The sequence below is a fragment of the Melghirimyces algeriensis genome, from assembly GCF_900182565.1.
In the GTDB taxonomy this organism is placed as follows: Bacteria; Bacillota; Bacilli; order Thermoactinomycetales; family DSM-45169; genus Melghirimyces; species Melghirimyces algeriensis.
In genome coordinates, this window is sequence record NZ_FXTI01000001.1 from 574,508 (window position 1) to 595,611 (window position 21,104).

General features: G+C 47.2%; 24 protein-coding genes and 1 tRNA gene. 24 read left to right on the forward strand and 1 reads right to left on the reverse strand.

Annotated elements, in window-relative coordinates:
* The first annotated feature begins 4 nt into the window (after positions 1 to 4).
* From FN782_RS02715 to FN782_RS02730, 4 genes are all read left to right on the forward strand, one after another.
* Positions 5 to 466, forward strand: coding sequence for a DUF3189 family protein (locus FN782_RS02715; protein ID WP_142504216.1), 462 nt, complete (start codon positions 5 to 7; stop codon positions 464 to 466).
* Positions 467 to 562: 96 nt separating this feature from the next.
* Positions 563 to 1,882: a ribosome biogenesis GTPase Der gene (gene der / locus FN782_RS02720; protein ID WP_142504217.1), complete on the forward strand. Its 1,320-nt coding sequence runs from the start codon at positions 563 to 565 to the stop codon at positions 1,880 to 1,882.
* Between the two features lie 87 nt (positions 1,883 to 1,969).
* Positions 1,970 to 2,575 carry a glycerol-3-phosphate 1-O-acyltransferase PlsY gene (gene plsY, locus FN782_RS02725; RefSeq protein ID WP_142504218.1) on the forward strand — a complete coding sequence of 202 codons (606 nt, stop codon included), beginning with the start codon at positions 1,970 to 1,972 and terminating at the stop codon, positions 2,573 to 2,575.
* A 20-nt stretch (positions 2,576 to 2,595) separates the two neighbouring features.
* Entirely contained in the window at positions 2,596 to 3,630 is a 1,035-nt protein-coding gene (locus tag FN782_RS02730) for an NAD(P)H-dependent glycerol-3-phosphate dehydrogenase (RefSeq protein WP_142504219.1), read from the forward strand.
* Positions 3,631 to 3,794: 164 nt separating this feature from the next.
* Here FN782_RS02730 and FN782_RS02735 read toward each other — a convergent pair whose 3' ends face one another.
* Complete coding sequence (locus tag FN782_RS02735) at positions 3,795 to 4,316, reverse strand: hypothetical protein (protein ID WP_142504220.1); 522 nt, start codon at positions 4,314 to 4,316, stop codon at positions 3,795 to 3,797.
* 145 nt (positions 4,317 to 4,461) lie between these two features.
* Between FN782_RS02735 and FN782_RS16635 the strand changes: the two genes are divergently transcribed.
* From FN782_RS16635 to trpB, 20 genes are all read left to right on the forward strand, one after another.
* On the forward strand, positions 4,462 to 4,620 hold the full coding sequence (locus FN782_RS16635; RefSeq protein WP_185955991.1) for a hypothetical protein: 159 nt from the start codon (positions 4,462 to 4,464) through the stop codon (positions 4,618 to 4,620).
* A gap of 31 nt (positions 4,621 to 4,651) precedes the next feature.
* Positions 4,652 to 5,359 carry a hypothetical protein gene (locus tag FN782_RS02740; protein ID WP_142504221.1) on the forward strand — a complete coding sequence of 236 codons (708 nt, stop codon included), beginning with the start codon at positions 4,652 to 4,654 and terminating at the stop codon, positions 5,357 to 5,359.
* Between the two features lie 531 nt (positions 5,360 to 5,890).
* On the forward strand, positions 5,891 to 7,369 hold the full coding sequence (gene spoIVA / locus FN782_RS02745; RefSeq protein WP_142504222.1) for a stage IV sporulation protein A: 1,479 nt from the start codon (positions 5,891 to 5,893) through the stop codon (positions 7,367 to 7,369).
* 212 nt (positions 7,370 to 7,581) lie between these two features.
* Positions 7,582 to 7,857 carry an HU family DNA-binding protein gene (locus FN782_RS02750; RefSeq protein WP_142504223.1) on the forward strand — a complete coding sequence of 92 codons (276 nt, stop codon included), beginning with the start codon at positions 7,582 to 7,584 and terminating at the stop codon, positions 7,855 to 7,857.
* 240 nt (positions 7,858 to 8,097) lie between these two features.
* Complete coding sequence (folE, locus tag FN782_RS02755; protein WP_142504317.1) at positions 8,098 to 8,667, forward strand: GTP cyclohydrolase I FolE; 570 nt, start codon at positions 8,098 to 8,100, stop codon at positions 8,665 to 8,667.
* Positions 8,668 to 8,778: 111 nt separating this feature from the next.
* Positions 8,779 to 8,855 (forward strand) — tRNA-Pro (locus tag FN782_RS02760).
* Between the two features lie 76 nt (positions 8,856 to 8,931).
* Positions 8,932 to 9,159: a trp RNA-binding attenuation protein MtrB gene (gene mtrB, locus FN782_RS02765; protein ID WP_142504224.1), complete on the forward strand. Its 228-nt coding sequence runs from the start codon at positions 8,932 to 8,934 to the stop codon at positions 9,157 to 9,159.
* A 69-nt stretch (positions 9,160 to 9,228) separates the two neighbouring features.
* A complete protein-coding gene (locus FN782_RS02770; protein ID WP_142504225.1) occupies positions 9,229 to 9,723 on the forward strand; it encodes a hypothetical protein in 495 nt (164 codons plus the stop codon).
* A gap of 84 nt (positions 9,724 to 9,807) precedes the next feature.
* Complete coding sequence (locus FN782_RS02775) at positions 9,808 to 10,572, forward strand: heptaprenyl diphosphate synthase component 1 (RefSeq protein WP_185955992.1); 765 nt, start codon at positions 9,808 to 9,810, stop codon at positions 10,570 to 10,572.
* Positions 10,573 to 10,577: 5 nt separating this feature from the next.
* Positions 10,578 to 11,294 carry a demethylmenaquinone methyltransferase gene (locus FN782_RS02780; RefSeq protein ID WP_142504227.1) on the forward strand — a complete coding sequence of 239 codons (717 nt, stop codon included), beginning with the start codon at positions 10,578 to 10,580 and terminating at the stop codon, positions 11,292 to 11,294.
* A gap of 70 nt (positions 11,295 to 11,364) precedes the next feature.
* Positions 11,365 to 12,336 (forward strand): polyprenyl synthetase family protein, encoded by a 972-nt coding sequence (locus FN782_RS02785; RefSeq protein WP_142504318.1) that lies wholly within the window; start codon positions 11,365 to 11,367, stop codon positions 12,334 to 12,336.
* A 115-nt stretch (positions 12,337 to 12,451) separates the two neighbouring features.
* Complete coding sequence (gene ndk / locus FN782_RS02790; protein WP_142504228.1) at positions 12,452 to 12,898, forward strand: nucleoside-diphosphate kinase; 447 nt, start codon at positions 12,452 to 12,454, stop codon at positions 12,896 to 12,898.
* 162 nt (positions 12,899 to 13,060) lie between these two features.
* Positions 13,061 to 14,224: a chorismate synthase gene (gene aroC / locus FN782_RS02795; protein WP_142504229.1), complete on the forward strand. Its 1,164-nt coding sequence runs from the start codon at positions 13,061 to 13,063 to the stop codon at positions 14,222 to 14,224.
* Position 14,225: 1 nt separating this feature from the next.
* Complete coding sequence (gene aroB / locus FN782_RS02800) at positions 14,226 to 15,323, forward strand: 3-dehydroquinate synthase (RefSeq protein ID WP_142504230.1); 1,098 nt, start codon at positions 14,226 to 14,228, stop codon at positions 15,321 to 15,323.
* Positions 15,320 to 15,688 (forward strand): chorismate mutase, encoded by a 369-nt coding sequence (aroH, locus tag FN782_RS02805; RefSeq protein ID WP_142504231.1) that lies wholly within the window; start codon positions 15,320 to 15,322, stop codon positions 15,686 to 15,688. Before aroB ends, aroH begins: the two co-directional genes overlap by 4 nt.
* Before the next feature lie 229 nt (positions 15,689 to 15,917).
* Complete coding sequence (gene trpE / locus FN782_RS02810; protein ID WP_142504232.1) at positions 15,918 to 17,435, forward strand: anthranilate synthase component I; 1,518 nt, start codon at positions 15,918 to 15,920, stop codon at positions 17,433 to 17,435.
* Between the two features lie 25 nt (positions 17,436 to 17,460).
* Entirely contained in the window at positions 17,461 to 18,486 is a 1,026-nt protein-coding gene (gene trpD / locus FN782_RS02815; RefSeq protein WP_142504233.1) for an anthranilate phosphoribosyltransferase, read from the forward strand.
* Entirely contained in the window at positions 18,476 to 19,261 is a 786-nt protein-coding gene (gene trpC / locus FN782_RS02820; RefSeq protein WP_142504234.1) for an indole-3-glycerol phosphate synthase TrpC, read from the forward strand. Before trpD ends, trpC begins: the two co-directional genes overlap by 11 nt.
* The gene (locus FN782_RS02825) at positions 19,258 to 19,917 is read left to right on the forward strand and encodes a phosphoribosylanthranilate isomerase (protein WP_142504235.1); all 660 of its coding nucleotides are present in this window, start codon (positions 19,258 to 19,260) and stop codon (positions 19,915 to 19,917) included. Before trpC ends, FN782_RS02825 begins: the two co-directional genes overlap by 4 nt.
* The gene (gene trpB / locus FN782_RS02830; protein ID WP_142504236.1) at positions 19,898 to 21,103 is read left to right on the forward strand and encodes a tryptophan synthase subunit beta; all 1,206 of its coding nucleotides are present in this window, start codon (positions 19,898 to 19,900) and stop codon (positions 21,101 to 21,103) included. Before FN782_RS02825 ends, trpB begins: the two co-directional genes overlap by 20 nt.
* Position 21,104: the final 1 nt, after the last annotated feature.

Sequence of the window (21,104 nt, forward strand, 5' to 3'; positions counted from 1 at the left end):
CAAGATGAATATTATTTATCAATGCTATGGAAGTGCACATTCTTCGGTAACAGCTGCGGCGATCCACTTGGGGAAGCTTCCTGAGAACCGGATTCCCACTGTGAAGGAAGTTATGAATTTGCCTGACTTTGATCGATCATTGGATACCTATATTGGTACATTGTTCTATAAAGGAAAGGATGAATGTGGAATTTCTGTTTATACCCTGGGACTGGGCAGAGAGTGGCAGGTTGGATTGCGATCGGTAGAATCTTTATTGCAACTGATCGGTCAAGATCCCAGTACGTTTCGAATTGTGCATGCGTTGAATTGTATTACCTTTACCACAAAGCTGGGAGGGGCATTATCCAGAAAATACGGCTTTTGGTGGATGGGAAGGCGATTGGCTGCTTATGGAGTTCGTAAGAGTTACCCTCGCTTGGTTACTCTTGTTCAAGAGGTGAAAAATGACCTTCATCGTACATAAGGTTATGGGCTTCATCTCCCTTCTGTGTTAGAATCATACTGTTCGTATATCTTTCGGAATATGTTGACTGGAAAATGTTGAGGAGAGGAATTCGGTATGAGTATGCCTGTTGTAGCAATCGTCGGCCGACCCAACGTAGGCAAGTCGACGCTTTTCAATCGGATTGCAGGACAACGGATTGCTATTGTGGAAGATAAACCGGGAATTACCCGTGATCGAATCTACAGTCGCTCCGATTGGTCAGGGCGAGCATTTCATTTAATCGATACAGGGGGCTTGGAATTTAACAAAAAAGATGAAGTGGTGGAGCATATCCGGCATCAAGCCGAACTGGCCATCGAGGAAGCGGATGTGATTTTGTTTGTCGTGGATGGTAAGGAAGGTGTGACCGCTACTGACGAAGAAGTGGGTCGGTTGCTTCATCGTTCCAATAAGCCTGTGGTGTTAGCGGTTAATAAGCTGGATCATATCAAGCATGAGGATCATGTCTATGACTTTTATCGCTTGGGTTTTGAGGAACCGATTGCCATCTCTTCTCTGCATGGCTCTGGAACAGGAGATTTGTTGGATGCAGTAATCCGTTGTTTCCCAGAAGGAGAGGAGGAGGAATACGATACCGATACAATCCGTGTTTCCATTATCGGCCGACCCAATGTCGGCAAGTCCTCTTTGGTGAATCGAATTCTCGGTGAACAACGGGTTATCGTAAGTTCAGTGGCCGGCACTACTCGCGATGCCATTGATACTCCCTTTTCCCATGATGATCAGGATTATGTTATTGTGGATACGGCTGGAATGCGAAAGCGTGGGAAGGTGTATGAGTCAACGGAAAAGTACAGTGTCATCCGTGCCTTAAAAGCGATTGAACGTTCCGATGTCGTCTTGATTGTGTTGGATGGTGTAGAAGGAGTGACCGAGCAGGATAAACGGGTGGCAGGTATTGCTCATGAGGGTGGACGGGGTGCGATCTTTGTTGTTAACAAATGGGATGCTGTAGAGAAAGATGATAAGACGATGAAGCGCTTCTCAGAGGAAATACGGGAAGCGTTTGGGTTTATGGACTATGCTCCGGTTCTGTTTACATCTGCCAAAACCGGCCAACGCGTCAACCGGGTTTTGCCAGTAGTAAAAGAGGTGGCCGAGCAACATGCCATGCGTGTTTCCACATCGGTATTAAACCAAGTGCTTCAGGATGCAACGATGTCGACGCCCCCTCCTTCAGTAAAGGGAAAAAGGGCTCGAATCCAATATGGAACACAGGTATCTGTTAAACCTCCCACATTTGTTCTGTTTGTCAATGATCCGGAATCTGTCCATTTCAGCTATACTCGCTATCTGGAAAATCAGCTTCGTGAGGCATTTGGCTTTATCGGGACACCGATCCGAATGATGTTGCGAAAGAAAAAGAGAAATTGAGATTCGGGAAAAAGGTGTGGAACCGGTTTCCTCTGTCCACTTTATTGATAACCTCTTAATCAATGTCATGCAATGAGGAGGGATGATATGGGTATTTCCATACTTGTAGTAGTACTTTCTTATCTGATGGGTTCTTTTAGCTTCAGTTACTGGTTTGCCCGATTGCTGAAAGGGATTGATATTCGTTCGCGGGGAAGCGGAAATGCCGGAGCCACCAATATGTTACGTGTTGTTGGAAAAGGTCCTGCAGCTGCCGTCTTTATCCTGGATGCATTAAAAGGAACAGCAGCAGTCGCTTTGGCTGCCTGGTTATCGGGAACTCCCACAATGATGATGTTGGCGGGAGTGATGGCGATCATTGGACACAACTGGCCAGTGTTTCTTGGTTTTCGTGGTGGAAAAGGGATTGCAACCACAATCGGTGTTACAGCTTTCCTTACTCTTTTGGCAGCGTTGATTTCAGGGGTTACCGCTATTTTGGCTATTATTCTTACCCGTTATGTTTCATTGGGGTCCTTGATTTTTGCTGTCAGTCTTCCAATCATGATTTTGCTCCTGGATTATCCATCCCCTTATGTTTATCTCAGTCTCGTAATTACGGTTATGGCCATTATTCGACATGCTTCCAACATCAAGCGACTGCTGAAAGGAACGGAGAGTAAGCTGGGTTCATCCCAGCAGCAACGGAGCTAGCGTAGACGGAGGTATAAAGGATGACACAAAAAAAAGCGACAGTCTTGGGAGCAGGCAGTTGGGGAACCGTTTTGGCTACGGTATTGGCCGATAACGGTCTGGATGTAACCATTTGGGCACGAAGAGGTGCCGTGGTCCAGGAGATAAATGAGAAGCGAATAAACAGCCAATACCTTCAAGGTATTCAGCTTCCTGAAACGTTAAAGGCGACCTCCTCCATCAGGGATGCTGTATCTGGAGCTGATTTTCTCCTGTTTGTGGTCCCTTCCCATTCCATGCGGGAGGTGGCCAAACAAGCGGCTCCTTACTTGAAACACAAATGCGTTGTCGTACATGCAACCAAGGGTTTTGAGCTCAACTCCTTAAAACGGATGTCTGAAGTTCTGAAAGAGGAGTTTCCTTCATTTGCCTCTGATCGGATTGCTGTATTGTCCGGACCCAGTCATGCTGAGGAAGTGATTGAAAAGTCACCCACTACCGTTGTCGTTGCATCCGATCATTCCTCTGTAGCCCAAAAAGCCCAATCCTATTTGATTAATTCCTACTTTCGGGTTTACACGCATCCAGATGTGACGGGTGTCGAGGTGGGCGGTTCATTAAAAAATATTATTGCCTTGGGAGCGGGTCTTTCAGATGGCCTCGGCTTTGGTGATAATGCCAAAGCGGCACTGATTACACGGGGGCTGGCTGAGATGGCCCGTTTGGGAATGGCAATGGGGGCGAAGCCCATCACATTTGCGGGTCTTTCCGGAGTCGGTGACCTTGTCGTGACCTGTACCAGTCGACACAGTCGAAACTGGAGAGCGGGGAACCTCTTGAGTCAAGGAATGGGACTGGACGAAGTGCTGAACCAGATGGGGATGGTGGTGGAGGGAATTAAGACCACACAGGCTGCACAGGAACTGTCAGCGCGTTATCTGGTGGAAATGCCGATTACCCAGGAGCTTTATGCTGTCCTTTTTGAACAGAAAGATCCTCGTCAAGCAGTAGAGGATTTGATGACCCGTGGAAAAACAGATGAGATGGAGCAAATGATTGAAGGTTCATTGGATTAAAACGCCTATTGTTCACAGGAGTCGTTGCAAAGATTTCTCGTCCCACATAAGCTGTAGTACTTCCGGTTTCCACCTGTCTACGATTATGACGGCTCTTAGCCAGGGGAACAGGGACCAGCAGGCTTACGGGTGTTAAACCGGAAAACAGGGGAACGCCGATCAGATCAGCGTTGCCCCTGTTTTTGTTTGCGTTCGTTCGGAATTTCAGATGTTTTTGCTTGCATCAACTGGGATAGGATCTGTTTGAATAAAGGGGATTGAAGGATTTTTATCAGTTGGGAAAAATCAAATTGTTGGAGAGGGTTGGGGGATTGCGTGTTTCCTTCCGGATCTGGATCTGGTGGTGGCAGGTTGAGTCTCGGAATCTCTTCTTCTTCATGCCGATTGGGCTTTACCAGTCTCAATGGGGGACGAAATCGGGATGGCGACCGACGTTGTCCCATAAATTGATTGGCCATTTCAAACATTTGATACGCATTGTCCATAATTCTTTCCATACGGTGCAGTGATTGACTTAAGTCCTTCAGTGTAGAGCGCAATGTGTAAAAACCATTGATGATTTTTGTCAAGTTAATGGAATTCAAGTCTGTTTGGTTGTTTTGAGGAGTGGAATTCTTCTGTGGCACAGGCTTACGCCTTTTGCGAGCTCTTCTTGGGTGACTCCGTCGAACCGTGTTTTTTGACACAGCGAATCTCCTCCACTTCGGGCTGTTGTCTTCCTATCCTATGCGAATATCTTGGTGTCGATCTGGACAGTAGCCCGAAATATTGGTGGGCGGATGTGGATTTGCTATACTGGTATCAGAATGGAAAAAAGGAAGTTGATGAATCATGGAAGCCATGATCAGTATTATTTTGTTGTTGGTTGCAAATTTTATGATGGCTTGGACCCGACAGTTGAGCACAGGTTGGATTCGGATTGTACTGTCCATTATCGCTACGCTTCTCTTGTTGCCTGCGTTCCTGTTCGGGATTCGGGCATTGACCTGAAAGGATGCAGGCGAGTATTGGAGGGAGTCAAATGAACCGTTGGATGTGGGCAACTGTCTTTCTGGTTGTCTTGTTATTGTCGGGTTGTGCTCAAACGAAGGAATTCAAACAACGTATAACGGAAGATTTACCCCATGACGTCCAGAAAGTGCAAACTGCTGTGGACCAATACAGGAAGGAAAATAACGGAGTCTTGCCATTGAAACCCCCTCAAGGTTCCACGCTGTATCAAAAATATATCGTGGATTTCTCCAAGTTGGAGCCATATTTGGGAAGCATTCCATCAAATTCGTATCAAAAAGGTGGAAATTACGTTTTTGTGGTGGTTGATCCTGGAGAGCAGCCCAAAGTAAAAGTGATGGACCTTCGAGTGACGGAACGGTTGCGGGAACTGCAAGGGCGTGTAAACGCGTACAATATGGAACAAGGTCATTTGCCCCTAGGAAAAAAAGAAGGTAAAGGTCTCTATGCGCTTAACTTTGATAAGTTGGATACTGAACCGGTGACCATTCCAAGTCCATACCATTCTCAGTTGTCTCTTCCTTTGTTAATTGACAAAAAAGGAACACTTTATGTGGATTATCGTATGGATCTGGTTCAAATCTTGGAGGAAACAAAGAAAAAACCGGAAAAAAATATGGACACGAGACAACTGTTGTATCAAGATTCTTTGTTTGCGCCGGCATATTCTCCCCCGATGCGTCTGAAAGATGGGGATCCGGTATTGTACAGCGAATAATGAACACGGTTTGTTCATAAAGATGGAGTAAAGGATGAGAGAAGCGAGATGAAGAAACATTGGATGGTTTAGAAAGCCTTGTGTTTCATCTCATTGTAATTCCGGCGATATTTTTACTGGGAAGGTTGTCGGTGTTAAAAGTCTCTGGGTTTCGAGTTAAGGTGAAAAGAGTTGAAAAGCACCCTGAAAAAGAACATAGAAGGGTATGAAGATGTCCCTATTGGATAACGCGTTCGTTTTCCAAAAAAACAGTCCAATTTTAACGATAAATTGGGCTGTTTTTTTATTATATGGAAAATAATTGAATTCCATGATATAAGGAGGACGTTTTTCATCGTTAAACGTTTTTCTGGAATAAGTCTTGATTTTGAATGCCCTTTTTTGATTTTTCTCCACTGATAAATCATAACCGAAAAACCTACTCATATATTTATAGTGTCCAAATTCCATCTGTGCGTATATAAAGGAGGCGGTTCGCCTTCGCACCGACGACGGATCAGTGAAAGCGGAACTTATGAGGGAGGGGTTTTCGTGGAGAAAGTGGACATCTTTAAAGATATTGCCGAACGAACGGGAGGAGATATTTATCTGGGTGTGGTCGGTGCGGTGCGCACCGGAAAATCCACCTTTATCAAGCGGTTTATGGAGCAGGTTGTCATACCAAATATCAGTGAAGAAACGGAGAGAGTTCGGGCCACTGACGAACTTCCCCAAAGTGGGGCAGGAAAAACCATCACGACCATAGAGCCTAAGTTTGTACCCAATCAGGCGGTCCAACTTCATGTAGATGAAGGAATCGATATAAATGTCCGGCTCGTTGACTGCGTTGGTTATGCGATTGATGGAGCAAAAGGTTATGAGGATGAGTCCGGACCAAGGATGATTAATACTCCATGGTTTGAAGAACCGATTCCTTTTCAAGAGGCTGCAGAGGTTGGAACGCGGAAGGTGATTCAGGAACATTCCACTTTGGGTGTTGTGGTGACGACAGATGGGTCGATTACGGATATTCCCCGTTCAGCTTACGAGGAAGTGGAAGAGCGTATTGTAGAAGAAATGAAAGAGGTTGGAAAGCCTTTTGTTCTGGTATTAAACTCCACCCACCCCAACAGTGAGGAAGTTCTACAATTGAGAGAGACACTGGCTGAGAAATATGATGTTCCCGTTATGGCTGTCAGTGTAGCGACAATTGATGAAGAACAGATCTACGCTGTTCTGAAAGAAGTTCTGTTTGAGTTTCCAGTACATGAAGTAAATGTAAACCTTCCGAGTTGGGTGATGGTGTTAGATGAGGATCACTGGTTGAGACAGAATTTCGAAACATCTGTTCGGGAAACAGTAAATGATATTCGGCGTCTCCGAGATGTAGATCAGGTGGTTGGTCAATTTTCGGAATATGAATTTATCGAACGAGCAGCCTTATCAGGAATGGATATGGGTCAAGGTGTCGCGGAAATCGATCTTTATGCCCCGGATGAATTGTACGACAATATCCTCACTGAAGTGGTAGGGGTTACTATTCAGGGGAAAGATCATTTGCTTCAGTTGATGAAAGAATTTTCCAAGGCGAAGCAGGAATATGATAAAGTTTCCGAAGCGGTTCAGATGGTAAAAACCACAGGGTATGGGGTTGCAGCACCAACAATGGAAGAAATGACACTGGATGAGCCTGAGTTGATTAAACAAGGGTCCCGCTTTGGAGTTCGCCTAAAGGCAACCGCTCCTTCCATTCATATGATTCGAGTGAATGTCCACTCCGAATTTGCTCCAATTATAGGATCTGAACGACAGAGTGAAGAGTTAGTCAACTATTTGATGAAAGACTTTGAAGCAGATCCATTAAGCATCTGGGAGTCTGATATTTTTGGTCGTTCCCTTCATTCTATCGTTCAGGAAGGTATTCAGGCGAAACTGTCGATGATGCCGGAAAACGCCAGGTACAAACTTCAGGAAACGCTGGAGAGAATTATCAATGAAGGCTCAGGCGGCTTAATCGCCATTATCCTGTAATTTTCTCCGTGTTCTTGTCTCTCAAGCGCTCTGGTATAGAGTGCTTTTTTGTTTTTTTTATTTAAAACCCGCATAAACACTTGATATTTCCCAGCTGAGTGTATTACTATAAGTTTGTCCCGACTGGTGCAAAGGTTTGGGGTGCATAAGTTTATGTGGAACAGTGAAGTATTGATTTTAGAACCAAAAACCTTGGAGAGGAGGTGAGGGTTGTGAACAAGACGGAACTGATCGCTCAAGTTGCAGAGAAAACTGAAATGACCAAGAAAGATGCGACGCAAGCGGTGGACGCTGTGTTTGACACAATCTCCGAAGCTTTGAAAGCAGGAGACAAGGTGCAATTGATTGGGTTTGGGAACTTTGAGGTGCGTGAACGTGCTGCCCGCAAAGGCCGCAACCCACAAACCGGCAAGGAAATCGATATTCCCGCCAGCAAAGTGCCCGCATTCAAACCGGGTAAGGCGCTGAAGGATGACGTCAACAAATAATTGGTAGGACGGGTACATACTTCTTGCCGGGGGGGCAATGAATGTGTCCCCTCTGAAAGAGGGTGCAGTCGGGGTATGGAAGGTCTCTATCATTCGCTGACTGTACCCAAAAGGCCCTTCGGGGCCTTTGTTTTTTATTTGCTATTATTTGATCATTATTATGAAGTGGGATAAAATCAATTCGGGATGTAAGGTTCAATGGTTCCAGAAAAAACCGCGGTTTGGAGGCGAAAAGGAGATATGTCAGTCAACCATGAACAGATTCAAGAGGCAGTACGAATGATCCTTCAAGCAGTAGGTGAAGATCCAGATCGAGAAGGATTGAAGGATACCCCCGCCCGTGTAGCCCGAATGTATGAGGAAGTTTTTTCTGGTATGTATGAGGACCCTGAAGAATATTTCTCCACCATGTTTAGTGAAGACCATGAAGAGTTGGTATTGGTTAAGGATATCCCGTTCTTTTCGATGTGTGAACATCATCTGGTTCCCTTTTTCGGCAAAGCTCATGTGGGCTACATCCCCAAGAGTGGTAGGGTAACAGGTTTGAGTAAGTTGGCACGGGCGGTGGAAGCTGTTTCTCGGCGCCCTCAACTGCAGGAACGGATCACATATACGGTTGCGGATTCAATCGAAAAAACGCTTGAACCCCATGGAGTGATTGTTGTTGTAGAAGCGGAGCATATGTGTATGACGATGCGCGGAGTGAAAAAACCCGGATCAAAAACGGTTACTTCCGCTGTTCGCGGGGTTTTTGAAAATGATCCTGCCGCACGTGCCGAAGCATTTAGCTTGATCGGTATTGGTCGATAATTTTTATATAAAAAAACCGACATAAACCCTTGACACTCATTTATACTCCGGATATAATAGTCATTGTCGCTTCGATGAACAATTCATCAACACAACATTTCGGGAATATGTCGGGCTATGGCGCAGCTTGGTAGCGCGCTTGCATGGGGCGCAAGAGGTCGTCGGTTCAAATCCGGCTAGCCCGACCAGATGATCAAAGGCTCTCCAAGCTGGGGGAGCCTTTTTTGTTTTTATGATTTGCCAAATACAAAGGAGGTTTCTTTTATGGCAGAACAGATGGGGAATTTCTTTCTCGTAAAAGCGAAAGAGGATGGTGTGAACGTCATTGGACTAACCCGTGGAAAAGATACACGTTTTCATCATTCGGAAAAGCTGGATCGGGGAGAAGTGATGGTGGCGCAATTCACTGAACATACTTCAGCGATTAAAGTTCGGGGCAAAGCGTTGGTCATGACTCCATTTGGACAAACAGATACGGAAGAGGATGAATAATTGAAGAATAGGCATGTTCCCTTCTCCTCTGACCATACAATGGTGTCAGAGGGATGAGGGGGGATATGTGTGGAAGGCTTGGGCCGTCGACTGTTTGCTTCCATTTTCATTTCTTTGATGGCTGCGGGCCTCTTGTCGCTGTTGCCTGCGCTGGATTCTCAAGATCAGGGGAATGGAGAAATACCGGCATTCCACTCGCATACAGAAGGGTCTCTTACACAGGAAACGCTGGTTAACTTTCTCTTGCAACAACCTCTCCATGTTCAGTTGGATCGCGTAGACCTGGAACAGGGGAGGCTTCTGATTCGTCTGAAAGAGATGAATCCGGAGGAAAAGGTATACAATGATATTCTGACGTTGCTGTACAGCAGTTTTGTTGAGGTTTCCAATGTGGAGTTTATAAAGTTACAGATTACGCTTACCGATGGAAGGCAGGGACTGACGCTTTATGCCAATCGGAGTGATCTGGCTGATGATCCTCAGATGCAAAGAGCCAAAAAGATGTCGGCCAGGGAATATATAGAACAAACATTTCGTTTGGTTCAGGAGGAGATACCTAGGTAGGCTGCATATGTCGCTCCGCAAAAATTGTGGTATACTGATTGGGAACTAAATGTAATTGACTGTTTTTGCGGGGGGAGCATGACCATGATGACATTGTCTAAAGAAATGGATCTGATCTTGCAGGAAGTCAGAGACCAGGCTCGCCACCCTATTATTGAACGGTACATCCACCAACAGGAAGTACCGGATTCATTTGTGAGGGTGCTTTATCTAATGCTTTCTTCCCAAACGCTCCCCCAAGACCGGATACGTCTGTACTGTGTCACGGCGACACTTCTTCAGATGGGGCTTTCCATCCATGAAACAGTGACAACGAGTGAAGAAACGGAAAGGGAGGCGTTGCGCTTCCGTCAATTGTCTGTGTTAGCCGGTGACTATATGAGCAGTCTTTTTTATAAAAACCTTTCCGAACAGGATGAAATCGAAGGTGTGGCATGTCTTTCCAAAGCGATCTGTGAGATTAATGAAGCAAAAATGGAACTCTATGGACAGCAGGATCTCTCTTCGGTTTCTCAATCTGCCATCCTCCGATTGGTAAAAAAAGTATCCGGAGGTTTGGTGACTCATTTGTCCTATTTTTTTTGGAATGATCCTCTTAAAAAAAATCCTTGGGATCCGCTGGCGGAAAATCTCTTGATTCTTGCCAACTGGCAAAGGGCTGCCTTAACCGCTCCTGAAATCGGTATCTGTTTCTCGGATCAATTTCTTCAATCTCTTGCCGCAGAAACCTTTCAGCAAGTTCGCGAGATACGGCCTTTAAACGTCAGGCATACTCTGACAGACTGGCTTCGGGGAGTGGTTTGCCAGCATGTTGGTGAGTTTATGGCCCGGAAGGCCCAGGAGGGGTAAACATTTTGCACGGGAAAGAATCAAAAGAAAAATTTGTCCATCAGGTATTTGAAAGCATTGCAAAAGATTATGACCGAATGAATACGCTGTTGAGTTTCAGCCAGCATAAGCGTTGGCGAAAATTTGCTATGGATAAAATGAACGTTCGTTCCGGTGACAGTGCCATCGATGTTTGTTGTGGTACCTGTGATTGGGCAATTGCACTGGCTGAAGCGTCTGGTACAGGAAAGGTAGCCGGTTTGGATTTCAGTCGCAATATGTTGAAAATTGGAGAGGAAAAGATTAAACGCTTGGGATTGGATAAGCAAGTGGAATTGGTCTGTGGCAATGCGATGGAGCTTCCATATCCGGATGGGTCATTCGATCATGCTACCATCGGTTTTGCTCTGAGAAATGTCCCGGATTATCAAGAGGTACTCAAAGAGATGGCGAGAGTGGTGAAGCCTGGTGGACAAGTGGTTTCCTTGGAATTGTCCAAGCCTGCATGGCCTCCTTTTCGGGCGGTTTACTACGCTTATTTTCAGCGGGTGCTTCCTCTTTTAGGCAAACTGTTTGCCAATCGATATGAACAATATAAGTGGCTACCAGAATCTCTTGTAGAATTTCCGGATTTTAAAGCGTTGGCTCGGATCATGGAGAAGCAGGATTGTTTTGATAAGGTTCAAGTTTATCCATTGTTTGGGGGGATTGCCGCACTTCACATCGGGGTTGTACGTTCCTGAAACTCTGGTGGGTGTTCGCGGGATCTGGGGACAGATGGAGGGTAAGTTTGTGCAAACCAGGGTGAATGGGATGAAAATGAAAGATATATATACCAGTTTAAAGAAAGATCTCAGGGATATTGAGCGGGAGTTGAAACGGTCCGTCCAGTCAGAACATCAGGAACTGAACCGGTCCGCCGTTCATCTGTTGGAAGCGGGAGGAAAACGGATGCGGCCGGTTTTCGTTTTGTTGGCTGGGAGATTTGGTTACTATGAGATGGAATCCCTGAAGCAGGTAGCTGTGGCTCTTGAGCTCATCCACATGGCTACGCTGGTTCATGATGATGTAATCGATAATGCGGCAACCCGCCGAGGCCGGCCTACAGTGAAAGCAAAATGGGATAACCGGGTAGCTATGTATACTGGGGATTATATCTTGGCCCGTTCCCTTGAGGTTGCATCCCGAATCCAAAACCCTGTAGCACAGCGGGTTCTGGCTCGGGCGATGCATCAAATGTGTAAAGGAGAAATTGAACAAATCCGTGATCTCTATCGTACAGATTTGTCATTTCTTCGTTACCTTCACCGGATCAAACGGAAAACAGCACTTTTAATGGCCGTTAGCTGTGAACTAGGTGCTCTGGTTAGCGGGGCTGATTCACAAGTGGTACGTCGACTGCGCCTCTATGGATATTTTATAGGAATGGCTTTCCAAATTACGGATGATGTGTTGGATTTAACAGGGGATGAGATGACTCTGGGCAAACCTGCTGGAAGCGATCTCAGACAGGGAAATGTGACATTGCCTGTTATTTATATCCTGAAGAAAGGTCGGGAAGAAGATCGAAAACGTATTATACGTTATCTCCATTCCGAGGGGCGATCCGGTTCTCTCCCTGAAATTTTACAACAGGTTCGCCATTCAGAAGGGATTTTATGTGCTCATCAGCTGGCTGATCAGTATTTGAATAAAGGGTTGAGGATGTTGGAGGGTTTGCCGGAAGGAAAAGCAAAGGAATCATTTCGGCTGATCGCTAAATTTATAGCCCGTCGTTCCTATTAAATCTTCCCGTTTGATCTAGGCCCATCTTTCTGGTAAAATTTCGATGGGCTTTCCAGCGCTGGCGCTCAATAGCTGGGCCATTTATAACTACATAGAACAATGGAGGATTACAGATATGGAAAAAACATTTATCATGGTAAAACCTGACGGTGTGCAACGGGGACTGATCGGAGAGATTATTTCCCGCTTTGAACAAAAAGGATTCCGTCTGGAAGGCGGTAAACTGATGAATGTTTCCAGAGAGTTGGCAGAAAAGCACTATGCAGAGCATAAGGATAAGCCCTTTTTTGGAGAGCTGGTTGACTTTATTACGTCTGGTCCGGTCTTTGCTATGGTATGGGCCGGTGAAGATGTAATTGCTACTGCTCGTCGGATGATGGGACAAACCAAACCCTCCGAAGCAGCTCCGGGGACGGTACGCGGTGATTACGGTTTAACAGTGGGTAAAAATATTGTACACGGTTCCGACTCCCCGGAAAGTGCCAAACGGGAAATCGCCTTATGGTTTGAGGAGAAAGAGATTTCATCCTATGAAAAAGCGATTGAATCCTGGGTGTACTAAGCACTCTTTCCCATGAGGGATTCCGTGTGTGAATAGGACCCCCACAGGAAAAAAAGCCTTTTTCCTGTGGGGGTCCTATGTTATCATACATCTAACTTTAACGAAATACAGTGGTTTGAAGGAGAAGTCACATCAGTCGACATAGAGAGGACGGGATTAGTTATGCGGTACCTTACAGCGGGAGAGTCCCATGGCCCCCAATTAACGTTGATTGTAGAGGGGTTACCCAGTCAGTTGCCTCTTTCCAAAGAGAAAGTGGATGATCAACTGAGGCGGCGTCAAAAAGGGTATGGCAGAGGTCGGCGAATGCAGATTGAATCGGATGAAGCTCAAATATTATCCGGAGTTCGGTTTGGAAAGACGACAGGTGCGCCAGTGGCGTTGGCGATTGAAAACAAGGACTGGAAAAAGTGGACGGATATCATGAGTGTTTATCCTGATGATGAGAAAGCAACGAAACGTCGGGTTTCCCGTCCGCGTCCAGGGCATGCGGATTTAAACGGGGCCATCAAATATAATCATCGCGATATGCGGGATGTACTGGAACGTTCAAGCGCACGGGAGACGGCTGCACGGACAGCGGCCGGAGCAGTAGGTCGGCAGCTGTTAGAGTATTGTGGCATTCGTGTGGCCGGACATGTGGTTCGGATTGGTTCGGTCAGTACCCGGCGATTGGAAGGTTGGTCTCTGGAGGAGATTGTTGAGCGTTCAGAGCAGTCACCGGTTCGATGCTTGGATTCCGACGCTGAAAAAAAGATGATTCAGCATATCGATGAAGCAAAGGCAGAAGGGGACAGTCTGGGTGGAGTTGTTGAAGTGATTGTGGAAAATGTTCCGGTTGGTCTGGGCAGTCATGTTCATTGGGATCGCAAACTGGATGCGCGTTTGGCTCAAGCGATTGTCAGCATCAATGCATTTAAAGGTGTGGAAATCGGTATTGGGTTTGAAGCGGGAGAGCGAAAAGGTTCCCAAGTTCATGATCCCATCCTTTGGTCGGAAGAGAAAGGCTATCACAGAGCCTCCAATCGCCTCGGCGGTTTTGAAGGAGGAATGACCACCGGAGAGCCTATTGTTTTGCGCGGTGTCATGAAGCCGATTCCCACTCTGTATAAACCCTTGCAGAGTGTGGATATTGATACAAAAGAACCGTTTGCAGCCAGTATTGAGCGGTCAGATAACTGTGCTGTCCCGGCAGCTTGTGTTGTGGCGGAAAATGTGGTGGCTTGGGAGGTGGCTCGGTCATTGCTGGAGACATTCCCTGCTGATACGGCTGAAGACCTTCTGCAGGGAGTGAATCGACGCCGGGAGGAGGCGCGGAATTTCTGATATGAAGACATTAATGGTGCAAACGAAAGAACGGACGTATCCGATTCATATCGGTTCCGGGCTTCTTCGTCAATTACCTGATTTGATCGAGGAAGCGGGATGGAGTTCGGAACAGTCTCTCATGTTGGTGACGGATGATCAGGTGGCCCCTCTCTATCAGGAACCCGTTTATCGCTCTCTGACAGATCATGGCTACCATGTTGAGTGTGTCACGATTCCCGCCGGAGAAGCATCCAAAACCCTCTTATATTGGGAAGAACTGCTGACAAAGTGCATTCGTGCAGGTTTGGACCGGACAAGTGGAATTTTGGCTTTGGGTGGCGGTGTGGTTGGGGATTTGGCGGGTTTCCTTGCTGCGACGTACATGCGAGGAATTCCGTTTATTCAGCTTCCCACGACACTGCTGGCTCACGACAGCAGCGTGGGCGGAAAAGTGGGGGTCAATCATCCGTTGGGAAAGAACATGATCGGGGCCTTTCACCAACCGTCAATGGTTATATTTGATGTGGACACATTGCATTCATTGCCGGCAAGAGAGGTTGCTTCAGGTTATGCTGAGGTGATAAAAGAGGCGTTGATCTATGATCCCGATTTTGTCAGCTGGTTGGAAGCAAACAGCTCCGCACTAATGAAGCTGGAGTCTTCCTTTGTAACGGAAGCCATCTTGCGTGGGTGTTCGGTCAAAGCGGATGTTGTTTCCAAAGATGAGAAGGAAACAGGCCTCCGGGCCATTTTAAACTATGGTCATACCATTGGACACGCTTTGGAAGCAACGGCTGGCTACGGTACCTATACCCATGGGGAAGCGGTAGCCATTGGAATGGTCGGGGCTGCAATGTTGGGAGAGGAATTGGGCTTGTGCCCTCCTTTAGCGGGTCGAACGCAAAAGCTTTTGGAAGCATTCAACCTTCCTACCCGCATCAGAGGCAAGCTCAGCAATGAAGATCTTATGGAGCGAATGCGGAGGGATAAAAAGGTGAAGCAAGGAGTGTACACCTTTGTTCTTCCCCGGAATGTGGGCCATGTGGAGCTCATCCACGGGGTGGAAGAAAAACGGATTCTCAAGGTGCTTAAATGTTTGCGAGGAGAGGGCAGATGAGCGTTCGCGGGATTCGTGGAGCAATCACCGTCTCTGTGAATGAAGAAGAGCCGATTTTAGAGGCTACACGCAAGCTGTTACGGGAAATCGTGGATCGAAATCACGTTCAACCGGAAGAGATTGTGAGTGTTTTTATCACGATGAGTCCGGATTTGGATGCCACGTTTCCGGCAAGGGCGATTCGAATCATGCCAGGATGGGAAGCTGTCCCATTGATGTGTGCAACGGAAATCGATGTTCCTGGTGCACTGGAACGTTGCATTCGCTTGTTGATTCTGGTCAATACAGAGTTGCAGGCGAACGAGATACACCATGCTTATTTGGGAGAAGCCCGTCGTTTGCGCCCTGATCTGGCGGAAAGATAAGCGTGTAAGTGTTGACAGCATCATCGTTGTTCAGTAAAGTAGAGGGTAAGCTAGAGTTGAGTTAAGAGAAGAGATGAGTGTAGACAGTTGAGCAGAGAAGAGCGGAGTTGAAATGAACGGACCTCCGACCAAGGCTTCTGTGCTTTGGTCTTTTTATTTTCTCCTATGATTCTTCTCTTCTGTCACGTTTTCTCATCTCCTGTGGTTAAGTCCTAAGGAGGGAGATGTCGTGTATTACCCCCTGTTTGATGATGTGCGGCAATATGCCCGCACATATTCCACCATTCCTGTTTGCCGTTCCCTTTTTCTTGATACGGAGACCCCGATTTCGCTCTACCAGCGTGTGCGTCAAAAGCCCTATTCCTTCCTTTTGGAAAGTGCGGAAGAGGGAGGTCGGTGGGGGAGGTATTCCTTTATTGGAACGGACCCTTTTCTTATATTTCAATGTACGCGTCATCAAGTGGAAATTATGGAAAAAGGAAAACGAAAAGCGTTTTATTCAGAATCTCCCTTCGATACATTGGATAGCTTGTTGGAACAATACCGTTCTCCCTGTTATGCCGGTTATCCTCCGTTTTTGGGTGGAGCTGTTGGGTATGTGGGCTTTGATGCGATTACGACGATAGAACCATCTGTTCCGCGAAACGGGAGGCCTCATTCCAGGGATATTCACCTCATGTTTTGCGATCGAATGATTGTTGTTGACCATTTAAAACAGGAATGGTCCTTGGTAATCAATCTTCACGTTGATCCGGAAATGGCTGAAAAGGAACTGCGGGATGCGTATCATTCCGTTTTGCAAGAATTGGACCGTTGGACAGAAGAGCTGCTGTCCAAAGAGTCATTTCCGACGTCTTTTCCCAAGATTTCTTTCGATGACGGGGAAGCGGATTTCAACCAGGTTATTCCCAATATGACGAAGGAAGAATATTGTGATCGAGTCGAAAGAGCCAAGGAATCCATTCGCAAAGGGGACGTTTTTCAAATCGTTCCTTCTCAACGCTGGAAGTGCGAACACGCTCCTCCTTCCTTTGAGGTATACCGTGTTCTTCGCTTATTAAATCCCTCTCCCTATATGTACTGTCTGTCGTTGGGGGATGAAGAGATTGTCGGAGCCTCACCGGAGTTGTTGGTTCGGGTGACGGATGGACAGATTGAAACACGCCCGATTGCCGGTACTTGTCCCAGAGGAAAAAGTGACCAAGAGGATAGAAAATTGGCGGATCAGCTAAAGGCAGATGAAAAGGAACGGGCAGAGCATACGATGTTATTGGATTTGGGTCGGAACGATCTGGGAAGGGTTTCCCGTTATGGAACGGTACACGTGACCGAGGAAATGGCTGTGGAGCGTTATTCCCATGTGATGCATTTGGTTTCTCACGTAACCGGAACACTTCGGGAGGGGGTTTCCCCCCTGGAGGGATTTACTTCCTGTTTTCCGGCTGGAACGGTATCCGGTGCACCCAAGGTTCGGGCGATGCAATTGCTTTCCGAGCTTGAACCGGAAAATCGGGGAATTTATGCCGGTGCTATTGGTTATTTCGGCTTTGCCGGAAATTTGGATAGCTGTATCACGATCCGGACGATCCATTTTAAAGATGGGTCTGCTTGGGTACAGGCCGGGGGAGGTGTTGTAGCCGATTCCGTTCCGGAACGGGAATATGAAGAATCAAGAAACAAAGCGAGAGGATTGATCCGTGCCCTGACGCTGGCGCAACAGATGTTTACCCTTGCAGCCAAAGAATGATTAGTGGAGTAAAGGAGAGTTGAGTATGGTACAGCGGAGCTTAGTGAAATTGATTGAGCAAGAAAATCTCACCCAGAATGAGGCCAAAATGTTGATGGGGAACATCTTGGAGGGAAAACTCTCTTCCGCACAGATTGCAGCGGTACTTACTGCCTTTCGCATCAAGGGAGAGACGGTGGAAGAATTGAGCGGATTGGCTGCTTCCATGCAAGCGAAAGCCCTTCGCCTTCCCAAAATGTTGCAACATGCGGTCGATACTTGTGGAACTGGAGGAGATGGTGGAAAGACCTTTAATATCTCTACTGCTTCCGCAATTGTGGCCGCTGCTGCCGGAGTTCCGGTGGCCAAACATGGAAACCGGGCGGTATCGGGGAAGAGTGGCAGTGCCGATGTGCTGGAGGCTTTGGATATCAATATTCAAATAACTCCGGATGAAGCGGTAGAGATGCTGTCAAAGACCAATATCTGTTTTCTGTTTGCTCCACTTTTTCATCATGGAATGAAAAATGTGATGCCCACCCGAAAAGAACTGGGGTTTCGCACGTGTTTTCATCTTCTGGGGCCATTGTCCAATCCTGCCGGAGTCCGAAAGCAGTTGATGGGGGTGTTTGATTTCCGGCTGACAGACACCATCGCACACACATTGTTGTCTTTGGGAACTGAACGTGCCATGGTGGTGGCGGGTTTGGATGGAATGGATGAAATTACACTTGCAGGTGAAACGCAAATCAGTGAAGTGCAGAATGGAAAGGTCTTCACATATCGGATCACGCCAGAGGAGCTTGGTTTGGAAAGAGCGGACCCCAAGGAACTGGAAGGTGGAAACGCCACGGAGAATGCTGAAATTGTCCGTTCCATCTTTCAAGGAGAGAGAGGACCGCAACGCGACATTGTATTGGTCAACGCGGGGGCAGTTCTCACCATCGCCGGGACAGCCAGTTGCCTACAGGAAGGCATTCATCTCGCTGCTGAAACGATCGATCATGGGAAAGCACAGGCCAAATTGGAAGAGATGGTTCAGGGAACAAAGGAGGTTTCCCATGTTTCTTGAACGAATCGTGGAGATGAAGCGACAGGAGATCCGACAACTAGAAGGAAGTCTTCAAGAGAAAGAGCGGGAGCGTGTCCATCAATTGCCGGCGGTTTGCTCCCTTGCAAACGCCTTGAAAGAGAAAATGGGACATCCGGGATTGATTGCGGAAGTGAAACCGGCTTCTCCTTCTAAAGGGGATATTCGACCTGAAGTGGATGTAACAGCTACGGCCCAGGGATATGCGGAGGGTGGTGCGAAAGCCATCTCCGTGTTGACGGAACGGACGTTTTTTAAGGGGAACCTTCAAAATCTGCAAAAGGTGAAAGCGAGTGTACAGGTCCCGGTTCTTCGCAAAGATTTTATCCTAGAGCCTGTACAATTGACAGAAAGCCGTTTGGCCGGGGCGGATGCCGTTCTTTTAATCGCCGCATTGTTTTCAGAAGAAAAGCTTTGCTCACTTGTCCAAGAGGCCCATCAACTGGGGCTGGAAGTCTTGCTGGAAGTTCATGAGGAAGATGAGATACATCGAGCAGTGGCGGCAAACCCGGACATTCTGGGGATTAACAATCGTAATCTTCATACCTTTGTGACGGATCTTGAGGTAACCGAACGGCTTCGTCCCTTGATTCCAAAGAGGTTTCCGGTTATTGGGGAAAGTGGTGTCCATTCCCGCAAGGATTTTGAGCGATTGGCACAGGCCGGTGTGGATGGAGTGTTGGTTGGAGAGTATCTGATGCGTCAGGCTTCTCCATACCGAGCGGTACGAAGTCTTACCGCGGAGGTTGGGTTATGAAGCGTACGTTTATTAAAGTTTGCGGGCTACGAACTCCAGTGGATGCGGAAAAGTTGATAGGAGTCGATGTGGATGCTGCGGGAATCATTTTTGTTCCTGGGGTGAAGCGAACGGTGAAACCACAGGACGGAGCGGAAATCGCAAAACAGATTCCCACAGGCGTCAAGTTGGTTGGGGTATGGATGGACCCTTCAAAAGAAGAGATGTTTACAGTGTGTAACCGGGTGAATGTGGATTTTGTTCAACTGCATGGATCGGAATCCCCTGCGTTTTGTCAGTGGGTAAAGGAGCGATTTCAAACTAAAGTAGTGAAAGTGTTTCATGCCGGTATAAGAAGTCCGGGTCAATTGGAGGATTATGCTCCCTGGATTGATGTGGCTCTCATTGATTCATTTTCTGAAGGAAAAAGAGGGGGAACCGGAAAGGTTTTTGACTGGAGAATTCTTCAGAAAGAAAAAGAGCGTTGGGAAACCTTTGGAGTTTCAGTTTGGGTTGCTGGTGGCCTTCGGGTGGAAAACGTAAATCAATTGTTGGAGCAGTACACTCCTGATGGAGTGGATGTATCCAGTGGAGTGGAGTTGGATGGTGTAAAAGATCGGTTCAAAATGGTTCAATTTGTGGAGAGGGTGAGAGCTTATGACCGTCAATTCCGTTGACAGTTTTCAAACGGAGCCTTTGGGGCGTTTTGCGGGGTTTGGAGGTCGGTTTGTTCCTGAGACTCTGATGGCTGCTTTAATTGATTTGGAAGATGCTTATCGAAAAGCGTGGGATGATCCAGGATTTCAAGAAGAGCTGAAGGGGTTTTTAACCAACTATTCCGGACGGCCGACACCGCTTACTTTGGCTCAAGGTTTGACCCGAAAAGTAGGAGGTTCGCGGATTTACCTGAAACGGGAAGATCTGAATCATACGGGTGCCCATAAGATTAATAATACCTTGGGGCAGGGATTGTTGGCCAGGCGGATGGGAAAGAAAAAGTTAATTGCCGAAACGGGTGCCGGACAACATGGAGTGGCAACGGCGACAGTGGCGGCCCTTTTGGATATGGAGTGTAAAGTATTTATGGGGGAGGAAGATGTTCAAAGACAAAGGTTAAATGTTTTCCGAATGAAATTGTTGGGGGCAGAGGTGATCCCGGTCACTTCGGGGAACGGTACATTGAAGGATGCTACCAATGAAGCGATTCGTCATTGGGTCTCTTGTGTGGAGGATACATTTTACTTGGTTGGATCGGTAGTGGGTCCCCATCCTTATCCTGAGATGGTGCGCAATTTTCAAAGGGTGATTGGAGATGAAACAAGAACACAACTCTTGGAAAGGGAAGGGCGTCTACCTGACGATGTGGTCGCATGTGTTGGAGGAGGGTCCAATGCGATGGGGATGTTTACAGCCTTTCTCGACGACCCAACCGTGCATCTTCACGGGGTGGAAGCGGCGGGGGCAGGGATCGCCACAGGCAAGCATGCGGCGAGTCTTACGGAGGGAACTCCCGGCGTGATTCATGGATCGTTCACCTATCTCTTGCAGGATGAACACGGTCAGGTGCTTCCTGCACATTCCATTTCAGCAGGATTGGATTACCCCGGAGTGGGTCCGGAACATGCCGGATTGAAAAAAACGGGGCGTGTCCGGTATACGACGGCAAAGGATCAGGAAGCCTTGGAAGCGGTTCGTCATCTTTCCCAAACTGAAGGAATTCTCCCTGCTTTGGAGTCGGCCCATGCTGTGGCGGAAGGGATTAAGGTTGCAAAGAAGGGTCATCCGGATTCTGTTGTGGTGATCTGTTTGTCCGGTCGGGGAGATAAAGATGTGGAGTCGATTCGCAAAGGGATGGGAGGATAAT

What these genes read in the sequence shown, in the direction of transcription:
- trpD (WP_142504233.1), top strand. Translation starts at nt 17,461, where the DNA reads ATGGTACAGCGGAGCTTAGTGAAATTGATTGAGCAAGAAAATCTCACC.
- trpB (WP_142504236.1), top strand. Translation starts at nt 19,898, where the DNA reads ATGACCGTCAATTCCGTTGACAGTTTTCAAACGGAGCCTTTGGGGCGT.
- FN782_RS02740 (WP_142504221.1), top strand. Translation starts at nt 4,652, where the DNA reads ATGAACCGTTGGATGTGGGCAACTGTCTTTCTGGTTGTCTTGTTATTG.
- aroH (WP_142504231.1), top strand. Translation starts at nt 15,320, where the DNA reads ATGAGCGTTCGCGGGATTCGTGGAGCAATCACCGTCTCTGTGAATGAA.
- plsY (WP_142504218.1), top strand. Translation starts at nt 1,970, where the DNA reads ATGGGTATTTCCATACTTGTAGTAGTACTTTCTTATCTGATGGGTTCT.
- FN782_RS02730 (WP_142504219.1), top strand. Translation starts at nt 2,596, where the DNA reads ATGACACAAAAAAAAGCGACAGTCTTGGGAGCAGGCAGTTGGGGAACC.
- trpC (WP_142504234.1), top strand. Translation starts at nt 18,476, where the DNA reads ATGTTTCTTGAACGAATCGTGGAGATGAAGCGACAGGAGATCCGACAA.
- FN782_RS02775 (WP_185955992.1), top strand. Translation starts at nt 9,808, where the DNA reads ATGATGACATTGTCTAAAGAAATGGATCTGATCTTGCAGGAAGTCAGA.
- FN782_RS02785 (WP_142504318.1), top strand. Translation starts at nt 11,365, where the DNA reads ATGAAAATGAAAGATATATATACCAGTTTAAAGAAAGATCTCAGGGAT.
- FN782_RS02825 (WP_142504235.1), top strand. Translation starts at nt 19,258, where the DNA reads ATGAAGCGTACGTTTATTAAAGTTTGCGGGCTACGAACTCCAGTGGAT.
- FN782_RS16635 (WP_185955991.1), top strand. Translation starts at nt 4,462, where the DNA reads ATGGAAGCCATGATCAGTATTATTTTGTTGTTGGTTGCAAATTTTATG.
- ndk (WP_142504228.1), top strand. Translation starts at nt 12,452, where the DNA reads ATGGAAAAAACATTTATCATGGTAAAACCTGACGGTGTGCAACGGGGA.
- aroC (WP_142504229.1), top strand. Translation starts at nt 13,061, where the DNA reads ATGCGGTACCTTACAGCGGGAGAGTCCCATGGCCCCCAATTAACGTTG.
- der (WP_142504217.1), top strand. Translation starts at nt 563, where the DNA reads ATGAGTATGCCTGTTGTAGCAATCGTCGGCCGACCCAACGTAGGCAAG.
- folE (WP_142504317.1), top strand. Translation starts at nt 8,098, where the DNA reads ATGTCAGTCAACCATGAACAGATTCAAGAGGCAGTACGAATGATCCTT.
- mtrB (WP_142504224.1), top strand. Translation starts at nt 8,932, where the DNA reads ATGGCAGAACAGATGGGGAATTTCTTTCTCGTAAAAGCGAAAGAGGAT.
- aroB (WP_142504230.1), top strand. Translation starts at nt 14,226, where the DNA reads ATGAAGACATTAATGGTGCAAACGAAAGAACGGACGTATCCGATTCAT.
- FN782_RS02715 (WP_142504216.1), top strand. Translation starts at nt 5, where the DNA reads ATGAATATTATTTATCAATGCTATGGAAGTGCACATTCTTCGGTAACA.